The organism is Methanobacterium sp. CWC-01 (assembly GCF_030323845.1).
GTDB classification, from domain to species: domain Archaea; phylum Methanobacteriota; class Methanobacteria; order Methanobacteriales; family Methanobacteriaceae; genus Methanobacterium; species Methanobacterium aridiramus.
In genome coordinates this window covers 683,176-698,274 of record NZ_CP040735.1, presented here as the reverse complement: position 1 = coordinate 698,274, position 15,099 = coordinate 683,176, and the positions used below count along the sequence as shown (strand labels likewise).

Annotated in this window: 16 protein-coding genes; 6 read left to right on the top strand and 10 right to left on the bottom strand. The window is 43.6% G+C overall.

What is annotated here, in order from left to right; translation table 11 throughout:
• Positions 1 to 25: 25 nt before the first annotated feature.
• Genes FGU46_RS03780 through FGU46_RS03770 form a run of 3 tightly spaced genes read left to right on the top strand, consistent with a single transcriptional unit; the run spans position 26 to position 2,811 of the window.
• Entirely contained in the window at positions 26 to 718 is a 693-nt protein-coding gene (locus FGU46_RS03780) for a methyltransferase (protein WP_286476630.1), read from the top strand.
• A gap of 13 nt (positions 719 to 731) precedes the next feature.
• On the top strand, positions 732 to 1,745 hold the full coding sequence (locus tag FGU46_RS03775) for an SDR family oxidoreductase (RefSeq protein ID WP_286476629.1): 1,014 nt from the start codon (positions 732 to 734) through the stop codon (positions 1,743 to 1,745).
• 22 nt (positions 1,746 to 1,767) lie between these two features.
• Positions 1,768 to 2,811, top strand: coding sequence for a DNA-methyltransferase (locus FGU46_RS03770; RefSeq protein ID WP_286476628.1), 1,044 nt, complete (start codon positions 1,768 to 1,770; stop codon positions 2,809 to 2,811).
• Here FGU46_RS03770 and FGU46_RS03765 read toward each other — a convergent pair.
• The 9 genes from FGU46_RS03765 to eif1A form a co-directional block, all read right to left on the bottom strand.
• A complete protein-coding gene (locus FGU46_RS03765) occupies positions 2,805 to 3,551 on the bottom strand; it encodes a radical SAM protein (protein WP_286476627.1) in 747 nt (248 codons plus the stop codon). The two genes, FGU46_RS03770 and FGU46_RS03765, sit on opposite strands and share 7 nt — an antisense overlap.
• A gap of 49 nt (positions 3,552 to 3,600) precedes the next feature.
• Positions 3,601 to 4,347 carry an MBL fold metallo-hydrolase gene (locus FGU46_RS03760; protein ID WP_286476626.1) on the bottom strand — a complete coding sequence of 249 codons (747 nt, stop codon included), beginning with the start codon at positions 4,345 to 4,347 and terminating at the stop codon, positions 3,601 to 3,603.
• Between the two features lie 18 nt (positions 4,348 to 4,365).
• The gene (gene pscS, locus FGU46_RS03755) at positions 4,366 to 5,505 is read right to left on the bottom strand and encodes an O-phospho-L-seryl-tRNA:Cys-tRNA synthase (protein ID WP_286476625.1); all 1,140 of its coding nucleotides are present in this window, start codon (positions 5,503 to 5,505) and stop codon (positions 4,366 to 4,368) included.
• A gap of 169 nt (positions 5,506 to 5,674) precedes the next feature.
• Entirely contained in the window at positions 5,675 to 6,685 is a 1,011-nt protein-coding gene (locus FGU46_RS03750) for a phosphorylating glyceraldehyde-3-phosphate dehydrogenase (protein WP_286476624.1), read from the bottom strand.
• A gap of 262 nt (positions 6,686 to 6,947) precedes the next feature.
• Positions 6,948 to 8,003: a DNA topoisomerase IV subunit A gene (locus FGU46_RS03745; RefSeq protein WP_286476623.1), complete on the bottom strand. Its 1,056-nt coding sequence runs from the start codon at positions 8,001 to 8,003 to the stop codon at positions 6,948 to 6,950.
• Entirely contained in the window at positions 7,996 to 9,561 is a 1,566-nt protein-coding gene (gene top6B / locus FGU46_RS03740) for a DNA topoisomerase VI subunit B (protein WP_286476622.1), read from the bottom strand. Before top6B ends, FGU46_RS03745 begins: the two co-directional genes overlap by 8 nt.
• Positions 9,562 to 9,631: 70 nt before the next feature.
• A complete protein-coding gene (locus tag FGU46_RS03735; RefSeq protein ID WP_286476621.1) occupies positions 9,632 to 10,204 on the bottom strand; it encodes a KH domain-containing protein in 573 nt (190 codons plus the stop codon).
• 50 nt (positions 10,205 to 10,254) lie between these two features.
• The gene (locus FGU46_RS03730) at positions 10,255 to 11,031 is read right to left on the bottom strand and encodes a serine protein kinase RIO (protein WP_286476620.1); all 777 of its coding nucleotides are present in this window, start codon (positions 11,029 to 11,031) and stop codon (positions 10,255 to 10,257) included.
• A gap of 292 nt (positions 11,032 to 11,323) precedes the next feature.
• Complete coding sequence (gene eif1A / locus FGU46_RS03725; RefSeq protein ID WP_286476619.1) at positions 11,324 to 11,656, bottom strand: translation initiation factor eIF-1A; 333 nt, start codon at positions 11,654 to 11,656, stop codon at positions 11,324 to 11,326.
• A 295-nt stretch (positions 11,657 to 11,951) separates the two neighbouring features.
• On the opposite strand from eif1A, the gene FGU46_RS03720 reads away from it, so the two are divergent.
• Positions 11,952 to 12,113 (top strand): hypothetical protein, encoded by a 162-nt coding sequence (locus FGU46_RS03720; protein WP_286476618.1) that lies wholly within the window; start codon positions 11,952 to 11,954, stop codon positions 12,111 to 12,113.
• 177 nt (positions 12,114 to 12,290) lie between these two features.
• The gene (locus FGU46_RS03715) at positions 12,291 to 13,523 is read left to right on the top strand and encodes a molybdopterin-binding protein (RefSeq protein WP_286476617.1); all 1,233 of its coding nucleotides are present in this window, start codon (positions 12,291 to 12,293) and stop codon (positions 13,521 to 13,523) included.
• 76 nt (positions 13,524 to 13,599) lie between these two features.
• Here FGU46_RS03715 and FGU46_RS03710 read toward each other — a convergent pair whose 3' ends face one another.
• Positions 13,600 to 14,346, bottom strand: coding sequence for a UPF0280 family protein (locus FGU46_RS03710; RefSeq protein ID WP_286476616.1), 747 nt, complete (start codon positions 14,344 to 14,346; stop codon positions 13,600 to 13,602).
• A 221-nt stretch (positions 14,347 to 14,567) separates the two neighbouring features.
• On the opposite strand from FGU46_RS03710, the gene FGU46_RS03705 reads away from it, so the two are divergent.
• Positions 14,568 to 15,023, top strand: coding sequence for a PH domain-containing protein (locus FGU46_RS03705; RefSeq protein ID WP_286476614.1), 456 nt, complete (start codon positions 14,568 to 14,570; stop codon positions 15,021 to 15,023).
• The last annotated feature ends 76 nt before the right edge of the window (positions 15,024 to 15,099 follow it).

Sequence of the window (15,099 nt, the reverse complement as noted above, 5' to 3'; positions counted from 1 at the left end):
ATCGGATTAACTTGAAGTGATCATCATGAAGAATTCGGATAACAGCACTCCCCATTTAGCCTCAGAGTTCGATTTGGAAGTCATGGTGAGCCTACCCTACTACCACTCATTCCATGATGAAACGGTTAATTTGATAAAGGCCATGGGTATCGAGCCTAAAACCTGGCTGGACACTGGATGTGGTACTGGAGCCCTGGTTAATCGTGCCATAAAGGAATTTCCAGAGACTAAATTCATTTTATGCGACCCCTCGGCGGAGATGTTGCACCAGGCCCAGCAGAAGCTGAAAAGCTATCCATTTGGGGATATCCTATTTTTAAAACCATTACCTACTCAGGATTTTCCTCCAGGACTCTGTACCAGCCCGGATGTAATTACCGCCATACAATCCCACCATTACTTGTCCCCGGACCAGAGGAAAAAGGCTACCCATGCATGTTATAATCTTTTAAGGGATGATGGAGTATACGTTACCTTCGAAAACGTCCGTTCTTTCACCGATGAAGGTACAAAAATTGGGAGGGGATACTGGAAGAACTTCCAGTTAAAAGGTGGCAGGGACTCCGAAGCGGCTGATGCTCATCTGGACCGGTTTGACCGGGAATTTTTCCCCATAACTGTAGAGGAACATCTTAATATCCTTCGAGAAACTGGATTCCGGGTGGTGGAGCTTTTCTGGTTCTCTTACATGCAGGCTGGGTTTTATGCCATAAAATAGGGGGGGTGTATTTATGATCACAGTTACCGGAGCTTCTGGACATATTGGAAATGTGCTGGTAAAGAAACTATTAAAGCAGGGCGAGGAGGTCCGAGTTTTAGTCCTTCCCCATGATGATTTAACTCCCATTAAGGGTTTGGAGGTGGAAATAGTGGAGGGAGATGTATGTGATCTGCCTTCTCTACTTCCTGCATTCAAGGGAACCCGGATGGTCTACCACTTAGCTGGGATAATAACCATTTCTACGGGTAATGAAGATTTCATCTACCAGGTCAACGTGGTTGGTACCAGAAACGTGGTGGATGCCTGTATCCAGTGCGGAGTAACAAGATTGATCTACACCAGTTCGGTGCATGCCTTCCGGGAACCACCACCAGGAGTAGTTATTGATGAGTCCTGCACCTTCTACACCAACTCCCTAAGGGGAGTTTATGACCGTACCAAGGCCCAGGCCTCGATGGAAGTAATTGAAGGGGTTCAAAAAGGATTGAATGCAGTTATTGTGGCCCCCAGCGGAGTGGTAGGTCCCTGTGATTATCGAATTTCCCAGCTGGGACACATGATTCTCAGTTTTGCCCGGGGAGACCTTCCAGGATATGTGGAGGGGGCCTACGACTTTGTGGATGTCCGGGACGTGGCAGAAGGGATGATTCTTGCTGCCCAGAAGGGTAAACCTGGTGAAATTTACATACTCTCCGGGGAAAGGATAACCGTGGATGAGTTGATGCTAAAACTCCAAAAAATAACTGGTAAGAAACCACCGAGATTTAAAGCCCCGTTATGGCTGGCTAAGGCGTTGGGTAGAGTGGCCAATATATACTATGGTATCAGCGGGGCCAAACCCCTTATCACAGAATACTCGGCAGATGTACTGGCCAGTAACTCCATGATAAGTTGTGATAAGGCCAGAAGAGATTTAGGTTATGATCCTCGTCCTCTGGAACATTCTATTGAAGACAGTTTGCAGTGGTTCTATGAAAATGGCCACCTGAATATTGGGAAGAATGAATCATCAGGCTTATATTAACCAAGGGCTAAAATAACATCAAATGAAGACCCTCCACCAGATTTTTTTTAAAAATGCTCAGAATATGAAAGAACTGGCTCCCGGTAGCGTCAACTTGGTGGTCACTTCTCCTCCATATCCCATGATTGAAATGTGGGATGAAATGTTTTCTCAATTAAATGCTGAAATAGGCCATGCATTAAAATGTAATGATGGGCCACAGGCCTATCTTTTGATGAACCAGGAACTCGAAAAAGTGTGGGGGGCGGTGGATCGGGTTCTGGCCCCCAGCGGAATATTGTGCATCAACATGGGTGATGCCACCCGCAAAATTGGGGACCGCTTTCAGTTATACCCGAACCATTCCTACCTCACCCAGAGTTTCCAGGGGCGGGGGTATGATGTCCTGCCCCCCATAATCTGGAGGAAAACCTCGAATAAGCCCACCAAGTTCATGGGATCCGGGATGCTACCTCCAAACGCCTACGTCACTTTAGAACACGAATACATCCTAATATTCCGTAAAGATGGGCTCAGGAAAGTATCCAAAGAAGATGTGCAGAAAAGGAGACAGAGTTCCTACTTCTGGGAGGAACGCAACCAGTGGTTTTCAGATTTATGGAAGGATCTACAGGGAACACCCCAGGACCTTTTCAGTGTTAACCTCAGGAATAGAACAGCGGCATTTCCGTTTGAACTGGCCTACCGTCTAATAAACATGTATTCTATCCAGCAGGATTGGGTGTTTGATCCTTTCCTGGGCACCGGCACCACCACCCTAGCAGCTGCTTGTTCAGCTAGAAATTCTGTTGGATACGAACTGGATCCTAATTTTAGGGAACTAATAGAAGAACGGCTACTGGAAGTTCCCAAGTTTTCAGAAAAAGTCATAAAACAACGTCTAGAAACTCACCAGCAATTCCTAAAAAAACGTGCCAGAGAGGGTAAATCCTGGAAATACTATTCTTCACATTATAAATTTGGAGTAATAACCCGTACCGAGGAGGATATCCACTTCCCCCTTGCCAGGAAAGTTAAGATAGTGGGTGAAAATCTTTATGAGATTGCCTATGGAGTCGGTCAGTGATGGAAGTAAATCTGGAATTCCAGGCCTTCATCATGACCATAATCCATAATTTCCCCTTCCAATTCTTCCCAGTAGGGGGAATCTCCAAAGTAAATATCATGATATGCTTCGGCCAGATGGGGATGTTCAAGTTCTATCCATCTTTTAACTGGTCCCCACACACTGCCCGCCACGTTCAGGTTCTCGAACAGGTAATAATCCACAAAGTTTCTGGTCCTCCTTATTATGGCCTTCCAGTCGGTTAAAAATGGAAATATGGGACTTATGAAAAGGTAGTTCCGAACACCCCTTCGGTGAACCATTCTAAGCGCATCCAATCGTTTTTTAACCGGGTTGGCTCGTCTTTCCAGCTGCCTGCGAAGGTTTTCCTCCAGAGTGGAGAATGAAAAGCCAATCTCCCTTTCAGGAAACTGTTTTATGAGGTCCAAATCTCGCAGGACCAGATCAGATTTGGTGAGGATATTCAAAGAAGGTTCCAGAGGCACTAAATTATCCAGTATTCTGCGGGTGAGTTTGTATTCTCTTTCCTGGGGTAAGTAAGGGTCAGTAACCGATGACAGGAAGATACGTTTTCCCTGGTAGCTACCCCTCTTAGGGACCAGGGTATCAGCATTGACTTTAACATCCAGAAATTCTCCCCATCCTTCCCGGTGGCCGGTAAAACGTTTCATAAAACGGGCATAACAGTAGAGACATCCATGGCTACAACCTACATAGGGATTTATAACGAAATCTGCCACTGGGATCTGGGTCTTGGATAGTATGGAACGCGCTTGTATCTCAGCGATTTTAATACTTGATTCCCCCTGGACCCGGGGGTTTTAAAAAATTATAGAAAATACTACCATGGCCAGGTATAATGTAATCTGCAGTTTTAATTAGCTTATCTAAACTCTCTGAGGCCATCTGTTGGGATATGAAGTCCTCATTGTAATCCCAGTGTTTTTTCGCCCCAAAGAATCCAGATGAAACAGCTGCATCTCCCGCCACGGCCACTTTAACCTCTCCAACGCCCATAACTCTCCCTTTACCTTCCATGTTCACAGTGTATCTCATTTTATCAGTCTGAACTAGTAGAGAGGCATGATCAAAGGTATGACCAGGAGTGTAAATGACTTGGACTCCATCAGCTATGGTTGATCCGTCTTTAACTCCTTTAGCTTCGATGGTTCCTTTACGTGCCAGGTGAATGTTACTAAGGACCTCAGCATTGGAAAAAAGCTCTAGGTTACCGTAATGGTCCTGGTGTCCGTGGGTTATGAAAACCAGGTCTATATCCTCTGGTTTTAGATCGAACCTTTCCAGGGCCTTGGTAAGGTCGTCATGGTTTCTTTTCAGGTTCAGCTCGCTTTCGTCGATTTCATAGTCAAAACCAGTGTCAACCAGAATTTTACAGTCAGATTCAATGTAGGTTACCGTGGATCCGCCCCCCACACCTGAAAGCAGTTTAAGGGCTATCAGGTTGCTCTGGGGTTTTTCAAAGACATCAAGAAGTAGGCTTCCAGTTTTAATGATCTTAATGGACTTGACTGGCATATCTATGCTCCTATTTATTCACTGACCCTGTTTTTTAGCAATTTCCTGGAAACTTTGGGCAATGTACTCCACCTGCTGGGAGGTGAAGCCGTAGACACTGCACTTGAACCACTGGGTCTGTCCCCGTTTAATACCTACTATGTTACGCTTTTTAAGTTCCTCGTAGAGGAAAAATCCTCTTCGGGGATGTTTTTCTGCTATTTGGTGGAACAGTGGAGTTTCGAAGCGCACCAGATCATGTTCTGTGGGCCGAACTCCGATCTGGGTTATATCTCCTATATTTTCCATTTGAGCCACGAATTTACGGGTTTTTTTCACTTCCTGGTTCCATTTTCCAACCCTTTCGATTACGTGGGGGAGTGAGGCCATAAGGGTGGCTAAGGGGGCTCCACGACTGGTGCATCCCAGCATTTCCAGTTCCTTCACAGGATGGCTGGAAGACCTTTGGAGTACTTTTTCCGTCCATTCTTCCTTCATGCCCAGAACACCAATAGGCCCCGAGGCAGCCATACTTTTATGTCCACTACCTACCACGAAGTCGACTTTCAGCTTCTTAGCATCTATGGGCATGCGTCCCATGGAATAAGCACAATTAAGGAGGAGAGGAATTCCATATTCCTCGGCAATCTTCCCTACTGCCCGGGAGTCGGTCAGGTTACCATAATCCCCATCTACGTGGGTCAGAAGAATTAGACTGGGCTCCTCCCCCCTTTCGTGCAGTTCGTCGAGAACTTCCCGGTAACTATGGGGCCGCACCTGGTATTGGGGATGGTCGCTGGGAGGTACCTCCACAAGGTTAAGTTGGTTGCGTTCCGCCGCCAGGTGGGTGGTGTAATGTGCATTACCATCCACCAGGATGGTATCTCCTGGCTGGCAGATGGCATGCATTACGGCAAATTTGCCTTCCCGGGCCCCGTGAACAGTTCTTACTGCGTCCACATTCAAAAACTGGGCCAGATCATCCAGAAAACCAGCCACTGAAGGTTTTTTAACTTCATCCAGCCGACCGGCACAGTAGTCACAGACACTGTAACCATCGGAAAACTCATATAGAGCTTTCCTGGCTTCCAATGGTAAAAACCCTCCTCTTTGCAAGGGGTTTAAGTTTAAATTCTCTCTTTCCATAGTCCTAGTGAGTGAATAATCCTGACATTCCATGTTAACACCTAAAAAAACCTTTCCCGAAAACTTGATTCCGATTTAACTTGTTATGAATATTATTATGTGAGGAGGGGATGTTATTTTTTTCTAAAATTTAATTGAAAAATGGATATGATTGCCTTTTAATGGTCTAAAATAAAAAAATAAGATAATATGGGAATTATTCTCAAATTCCCATAGCCTGGTTGGTTTTTGCGATGGACTTCTGTGCATCTTCCTCCAACTCCAGCATGGCTCTGATACAGTCCACGTTCTCTGGCACCACGTCTGATTCCTGGTGGATGGCCTGCATGTAGAACAGTTCACCTTCAGTTATGTTTATTGATTCCTTCCACACTGCAATCTCGAAAAGGTCGCTGCGAGGTCTTCCCATGTCACGGGCGAATTCCATCACTTCTGCAGTGGATCCGGCCCCTTTATTGGCTTCAAAGAGCATAACTCGGGGGGTGGCTTCCAAAAGGTCTATTACATCATCCACAGCGGGTACCGACTCCAGTTCCACCATGAGGTTGTGCTGGTGCATGAGCGTGGTGGGGACCAGGAGAGCCATGGTGGTTATATTCAGATCATACATAACCGTCTGCACGTCTGGTCCGTGATGACTGGGTACTGTGGGTGGGTTGGGGACAATAGCGTTTATAGGTCCTTTCTTGATCTGTCCGGGGTCAGCACCTCTTCTAACCATGACCGCCCGCACCTTTTTAATTCCACAGAGGTCGTCGATGGGTTTTAAAGTCCGGCAAAGGCCAGTGGTGTTGCAGGAAACTACTCGCACATAATCTGCTCCCCAGGCGTCCTGGAAATTGGCGAAGGAGTTAAAGGAATGGCCAATGGCATCCTGTTTTTCTCCGCCCTGGAAGATGCCCTTCACCCCTTTCTCTTTGTAAACTTCCATGTTTTTGGCACCGATGCCCTCTGGGGTGCAGTCCACCATGAGATCAATCAGATCGTAAAGATCATCTATGGTCCCTGCTACTTTGATTCCTGCTTCTTCAAACTGCCCCTCCCTTTCCGGGGCGCTGATGTACAGGGGATAACCTTTGTCAACTGCCATTTGGGCTTCGAAGTCAGGGGTTCTCTTGGTTACTCCGACGATCTTCATGTCATCCTGGCAGGAAACTGCGTCTGCCACCCTTTTACCTATGGTTCCGTATCCGTTTATACCGATTGATTTCATAATTTCCACATCCGCCTTACTTTTCCCGGGACCTCTGGAAGTTTAGAGGATTTTAGGATAATTATTTAGAAAATAAAACTCCCAGAAAGCCTATTTGACATAAAAACTCTTTATGAATCTTTATGTTCCCAAGTTATAATAAATTTTTGGATTTACCGGTAGGGTGGTGGTAATGGTTCAACCTCTGGCTGCAGGTATTTAAAAAAAGAAATGAAAGAGCCCCTAAAGGAGGTGGGGCTTATACAAGACTTATGCAATTTGTTTATTCCATTTGCTCTAATTTTTCGGGTAAATATGTGTCTACTACATATTCCAATCCATACTTCGAGAAAGACTGTTGTTCTGCCTTTTTACCGATCTTGAGCATCTTCTTAATCTCCATTTGCCAAGCATCATCCTTGTATCGGGGGTCCTTGGAAAGCTCCTTCAGTCTTAAAACGTCAATATCTTTAAGAGGGTCAGTGGGAAGATCGTAGTTGATGATGTCAGAGGCGGTAACCCCCAGGAATTTAGCATTGGGTGTGGCCAGTTGATGGTTAACGTGGGCCAGTTTGGCACTGCCACTGATTATAACCATGGCAATGTGGAATCCCCAGGGGTCTCCGTCGTTACAGATGTAGACTGGCAGATTAAGTTCTTCATTTACTCTTTTAAGGAAACGACGGGTAGCACGAGCGGCCTGGCCCTTTAAACCCACAATTAAGGTGTCGAATTTTTTATAAGCTTCTTCCTGAACCATTCTGTGGAACATACCCATAGTTTCCACAGCAATAACTCGTTTAACGTCGTGATCCACAAATTCTACTTCATCAATGGTGGGGGATATGGTGTAGCCTGATTTACCAGATTTAAGTGCGTTTATCTCCACGTCATCATCCTGGATGATGATGTTTCCATAGACCGAAGCTCCGTCTTCTTCAGGCATAAGACCCAGGTCTTCACGGGTAGTTCCCAGGGTCACTTCCAGGTCTTCACCCACGATGTTGGATTCCTGTTGGTCTCCGAAATCCACTTCCCATCCTTCAGAAACGTAGTACATTTCCCTTAATGTGGCAGTTTTTCCCCTTCGGACCAGATCCTTGCAAAAATTGGCCACGTAAACCATCTGGGCCATTTTACCTATTTGCTTAACGTTACCCAGGGATCTTTTCCCGTATCGATCTCCCAAGACGTAGTAACGTTTTTCCTCGTCATAAACTATGTTAGATGTTCCTCGTGATGGAACTTTGATTGTGGGGACGTTATTTTTGTGAACGTCTTCTAATATTGTCTCACCCAAGCTTTTGAGTTTATTAACAGTGATATCTTTCTTATTCATCTTCAACCACGCCTTCATATTTGGCTCTGCGTGTAACCTTAGCTAGCACGGCGTCATATTCGGGTACATCCTGTTCTGCGAGAACAGCTGCTTCATGAATTATTACTGGAACCAAGCTTTCAAATACCTTGGAACGAAGAGCTTCCTCTTTCGCTGCCCGTTTGGCCCGGATATACTTCTGCATTTTGCGGGCTACCTTCATGGTGGCCTGCCGGACTTCATGGAGAATTTCTGGCTCAGGGGCCACGCTCTGTTTACCGGTGGATAGATAAGGTACATTGGTGGATACTATGTTCACAAAGACAGTTATTGGGGCGTTATCCAGGTCTCTAACGCCGTAACGCTTCCAGTCAACGCTTTTAAGGGCTTCAGTAATTGCACAGCTTCCCTGGTCAAATGATAGGGGTACTCTGTTTGCAAAACGCATGATCTCTGCCTTTCTCTGTTCTCCCACCATTCTTCCTGAATCTCCTCCATAGGAAATCCCGGCCTCCACCACAAATGAAATTCCACCCCGGAAGGTTTTTGGTTTTCGAGTGATGGAAGAAATAAATTCTGGATTTAAGATTTCTCTCATACCCTTTTCGATCTGTTCCTTGCCTATGGGGATCAAACCCGAAGTGGGTGGAGCCATGAAATCCATCCTGGCAAAGGTCTCTACAATGGCCTCTGCCTCCTCCCACTTCATGTCCTTGGGCCTCTTGTTGAGATCAATTCCAGTTATCTCTTCAATTTCATTCACTCTCTTGGTGGACATACGGGACAGATTACTGGTGAGCAAACTGCGAAAACGACGTTTATCCGTATGTTTAGCCATGAATATCAAATCATCAGCAGTAACACCCTTGGGATGGGGTAATACCTCCTTGGGAAGGGGTGGTATACCTTCATCTGCCCGGTCAAAGATGTACTTATGTCCGGTGGGGTCTCGGAAGGTAATTTTGCAGTGAGGGTTGGCGATCATGGTCCTACGGATGTACTCATAGGCACCCTGCTCACTTAAAGAGTAGGAAACATCTTTAAAATGCAATTCAATGCTCACACCGGTAGAATCTACTTCCACGTCCCTTCTGGATAATATCAGGCCCTGATTGGTCTTAACATCCATCTTAAAGACCATTTCAACTCCTTTAAGTTTTTCCCCCTCGTACCATCCAGAAACTACTTTTGCCGGCTTTCCAGTGGTCATCTGAGATAAAAGAACACAACCACTACATCCCAGACCTTGCTGACCTCGGGATTGTATGTTACGGAACTTGGAACCGGCGAACATGGTGCTGAACACCCTGGTGATGTAATTTTCAGGGATACCCGGTCCATTGTCCTTGTGTTTAAGGATGTAGTGATCCTTTTCCAAACGTTTAAGGTCTATTTTTATCTCAGGCAGGATTCCTGCCTCTTCAGCCGCGTCCAGGCTGTTAGTTATCAGTTCATGGAATACGATGGTCAAAGAACGAATTTTCCCTGAAAAACCCAGCATCTGTTTATTTCGTCGGAAAAATTCGGATGCAGTGAGTTCTTTAAACTCTTCAAATAATTCAGCTGCTTCTCTCTCCAAATTAAGCCTCCTTAATAGTGATCATATTATCATAATTAATATTTACTAATTCATACTTGGGGTGGGTTTCTTACAAATCCACTATTTTGTGGGTTTCCCGAAACTCCCTCATCCTTCGGTTCTGTTTCTTTTTCTCCAGAAAAGCGTAAACAGTCTTGTGCCGGGAACCATTCAGAATCATTTCCACCGCCTCATGGGCCACCTGCAGGTGTTCCATATCCCCAATGAGGGAAACGGTTTTTCCGTAAACCGAAACATCCACTTCGGCCATTTCAGTGATTATATCCCTAGTACGCCCTTCTTTACCAATTATTCGACTTTTTTGCCGTGCCACTGCCTTTTTGGACTTTCCTACATAGTCCGGCAGGTTTATAATGTCCAGCATTACCTCATCGTCGACCAGTTTGAGGGCTATTTCCGGATTAAATCCTCTTCCTATGGCTTTAACCATATAACGGGCTTTCCACACAGAAAGAGGATCCTCGTTCTCTTCGCTGGGTGATATGGAAACCGATCCGGCTTCACTATCAATATCCAGGTTAGTGTTTGTTGTTTTTTCAATCAATCCCTTGGTGGTTCCCTTGGTTCCAATTAACACCGCCACACGTTCTTTAGGGATCTTCAAGTATTCGGTAGTGGGCAAATCTAACACCTCAATGAAAATATTTACATTATCCTTTAAGATATACTTTTCTATCCTTTTACATCCATAATTTTACTTTTAATCTCATCTATGGATATATTTATACCTAGTTTCTTAAAATCTCTAATCAAGTTCTCTATATCGCGTTTTAAAAGCTCCAAAGCCAAAGGATGATCCCGGACCACTGCCTGGGAAACATCGATAATGACGGGGTTATCTTCTCTGATGAGAATGTTGAAGCTTGATAAATCACCGTGAACAATTTTTGCATCGTTATAAAGTTTAGCAACAATATCCACAATATCATTGACCATTTTTTTAGGGTTAGCTACTTCTGTTTCTCTCATGAGTGGAGAGGGATTTCCTTGGGAATCACCTATGAATTCCATGACCAGAACATTGTTTTTGGCGATGATGGGGTGTGGAACCGGGATTCCTGCTTCTTCAGCCCTTTTCAGATTCCTGAATTCTTTCATAACCCAGGTTTTAATCATTTGGCGTTTATTGGAAGTGTTAACTTTGAAACGGGGATCCCCCTGTATGTAGTACTGCATTTTCTTAAAATCAGAGGTACTAACCCGATAAATCTTAACCGCCACTAGGTTACCCTGATCATCAACACCTTTGAAAACGTTAGCCTCCTTTCCAGTACTTATGGCACCCTTTAAAAGGTTTATATAACCCTGTTTGGCTAACTTGTAGAGAGTTTCCAGGGTTAGCCGATCGAAGACTTCACTTCCAGTTCTTTTATCCTCAACACTTTTAAGACGCTTAATCTCCCTCATTTTCTGCAGATCATAATCTGCTTTCGAAATTTTTGAATCCATAAATAACGCCTTTTAGGTTTAAAGAATTTTAGTCAAAATCAGGCTGATTCAAGGTGTAAAGGACGTCAGACGATAATAACCACTATTACTAAATAGTCCAACTTAGTATATAAAACTATTTTATCCAATTTGCAGCCTTTAGAGATGAAATCAAGGCTTCAGGAATATATTTTTTTCCCAGCCACAAAATTATTGCCGTTGCTAGTGTAAGGGCATGATATTTGCAGTAAAAGGATTTTGCTGATCTTTAAAAAGCAGAGAATTAAAAAGAAAAAGTAAACCTTTTCTAAAACTAGAGCTTAAGTTTTCCCCGGCGTTCTAGCCAGTTAGCTTCGGTACGAGTATATCTCCACACGACATCGGCCTTTTCATCACTCTGAAAAGCCCAAGGTTTTATCAGAACCACGTCTCCCTCTCTAATCCATATCCTCTTTTTCATTTTACCTGGAATTCGGCATAACCGTATTTTTCCATCGGCACATCTTACTCTTAGCTTTCCGTGCCCCATAATCTGCTCTACCAATCCAGGTATCTCACCTTTACGGGGAGACCGGACTCTCCGAACTTCCTGAGTTTGTTGGCCTTGTCCTCTTCTCAAATACTCTCCTCCAATTCCTATCGACATTAATATCTTGAATTAAATGATCATCTAATATTTCATGGCGATTTTATTGATTATTTAATGATCTTTGCCCTGTTTTAGAATAAACTTTTAATTGCACGATATGATCATTCAATCTTCCTTTTTATATTGTGTTTCGATGTATATAAAAAAAGTGCTGGTTTCATGCATTTCTACTAACCCAACTTATATAAAGCCTATGCTAAAAATATACAAAAAATGACTAGATCTTTATGTTAAGATGCATCACATGATTGACTAAAAACTAAAAAAAAGGATTTTTAATAGTCCTTTTTAGGTGAAAAATGATTTTTGGGTAGTTATAAAAGCATCTAGTTATTTTATAGAAGTCAAACTTATAAGAGTTGATAAAATGGCAAAGGTAAAAGGAACTAAAAAAAGAACAAGAGCAAACCATAAAAAACCTGGAAATAAAAGAGGAAGAGGCGTAAAACACTAAAATATAGTCTATAAGACTACTGTGGACAACATTCATCTTAGAGTTAGACAATTCATTGTAATCCTTACTACCTTTAAGAACAGTGATATGTTTCTATGATGGATTTGTTTTATTCATTTTTTAAATACAAATTTTTTCATAGGCTCATTTTGCCAATATCTATAATGGGGTAATTGAATGGGAAAAGAGTTCCTGAATCTAACAGAGCCAGAAGAGGTTAAAGAGATTCTGGGCGCACTGAAACTGGCCAAGAACGTGGAATATATTAATTTACAGGAATGTTGGGGTCGGGTTCTGGCTGAAGATATTTACTCTTTTATGGATCTGCCCCCATTTGACCGGGTTAGCATGGACGGGTATGCCCTGCAGGCGCAAGACACCTTCGGAGCGTCAGAGGATGAACCCAAAGTATTGAAAATGGTGGGGAGGGTAAGGGCTGGTGATATCCCCCGATATGATGTTCTAAGTGGATGTTGCGTGGAGGTGGGAACTGGTGCTCCTCTTCCTCCCCAAGCAGATGCGGTGGTGATGTTAGAGTACACCGAAATATCCTGTGATGAAGTATATGTCTACCAGGGAGTAGCTCCTGGTGAAAACATCGCCAAGCAGGGTTCTGATATAGAAAAAGACCGCCTGCTTCTTAAAAAAAATACCATTCTTTCTCCGGATAAAATAGGGGTCTTAAGTGCCATGGGCCTGGAAAAAGTCCCGGTGTATTCCCGAATCAAAGTAGGGATCATATCTACCGGTAATGAAATAGTACCCAGTGGTGCAGAACTGCCTTATGGGAAAATTTATGATGTTAATTCTCAAAGCGTGGCCTCTGCTGTTCTATCATGTGGCTGCCTGCCCTTCGATCTGCAGATAGTCCGAGATGATTTTGAGAGCCTTAAAAATGCTATAAATGGACTAGTTGATTCCGATGTAATTATAACCTCTGGTGGAACCTCTGCCGGTGCAGGGGATGTATTAAGGGCAGTGGTTGAGGAGTTGGGTCAAGTTCTAGTCCACGGTATATCCATTAAACCAGGTAAACCAACTCTAATAGGACTTATAGGCACTAATGAAAAGGTTCTAATAGGACTTCCAGGGTATCCTGTGGCCGCCTTGGTCGTTTTTGAGTCGTTAATAGCACCATTTTTAAGAGAAAACTCATGTTTACCCATTGAAGACCCTTCTGTTGTAAAACTAAGATTGTCCCGTCGGTTCCACCCCTCCCGGGGAAGAACTCACCATTTACTGGTTAAAGTAAAGGGGGATGGTGCTATCCCTATTTTAAAGGATTCCGGAGCTATCACCGCCCTGGCCGAGGCTGATGGTTTTATCGAAATTCCAAAAAACACTGAGATACTGGAAGAAGGTACTCTGGTGGATGTTAGAGTGTTTAATAGGAAATTTAACCTTCTTTAAACTTTAAAAAATAATAAATGCCTATTCTTATTTTTTTAATTAAATTATCTTTTTTTGCTTAATTTAATGGAAGGCATTAATATGTCTCAAAAAGATCACTTAAAACCACCTTTTTGGCAGTTTCTACCATCTTCGGTACCTTGCCAATGGTGCCGGCCGATTCACCAACGATAACCACCACTCCCCGGAAATGGTCCCTAAGTTCTTCAGCCCTGGAAAGACAGTTTTGCACAGCATCCCCATCATCCTTCCCAATGGCATAATTACCCATAGAAGTCGCCATTGCATCGGCTACACTGGCCTTAGAGGCAAAAACAGTTACCGAGTCTGATCTTCCAAAGCTAATGGAGTGTCCCACCGTGCCGGAGGAGGTGCAGATCCCCAGGGGGGTTATTTGATGCTTTACTTTGAAACCTAAACGTCCAGATAAAGAAGATTCCCCGGCAAACAAACCAACCGTGACATCCCGGTTGGTCTTTAAAGCCACATCCCCTCCGTTATCGACTATGCTGTATCGTGAACCCTGATCCAGAATATAATTAAGGCAGAACTGGGATATGGTACCAGCCACTGCGGCCATGGGCCCCACATCAGCCAGTTTACTGGCACGAGCCATTTCTTCTATCAGGGGAGGGGCATTCTCAACTTTCAGAGGTTCCAGGCTACTTAAAAATTCGGGATGTTGCTGTATATAACTCTTCAAGCCGTAGCGTTCCTTAATGATAAAATTAGTAAGGTCCACATTCTCCATATCGGTGGTGAGAAGTATGTTGGACTCTTCAACCACTATTCGTCTTTTGATCATTACTAAAATTATGGCCATTGTACATAAAATATTTAGACTCCACTATAGAATAGTAGGGATTAGAACATATTCAAGATATTGTGGTGTAAATGTTTAAAAAAAGAAGAGTAAATTCGCATCCTGGGGAAAGGGTGATTTTCAAGACCAAACCCCGTTTCCTAGTACACTCCACAGGAGTGTTTCTCAAAGTTATAATCATACTTCTGATTCTTTACCTATTTCGATTAATCCTGGCATGGATGAATAACTTTAGAAATAGCCTGGATGCCTTTATTCAACTCCCACTGGTGGAATGGACAACTTATGCCCTGTTCCTTGTTATTCTAATACTAATCTTGGGGGTGGGATACGATTTTCTTCGCTGGCGTCAAAAAAAATACACCCTGACCAACCATAGAATCATTGTTCAAAGTGGAATCATAAAAAGAAGGAAAAGCTTCATCCATTATGATAAGATACAGGATATTGTGGTTTCACAAAGTCTGGTGGACCGGTTATTTTCTGCAGGGGATATGGAGGTGTTTGGAGGGCATGAGGGCACCACACTTATCTTAGAAGACATTCCGAACCCCATTGAAGTTGAAAACGTGATAAACCGGCTTATGGAAGGGGAAGAGTTTGACTTTACCCGGCCAGAAAAACCCAAAGAACCAAGATCCATAATTGAGGAATACGATAAAAAGTTTAAAAGATGAGCCTAAAAAAGAGATAATGATTAGGGATGAATAGCATACCCCTGTTCTTTTGCACTGTTTTATAATAACTGATGGA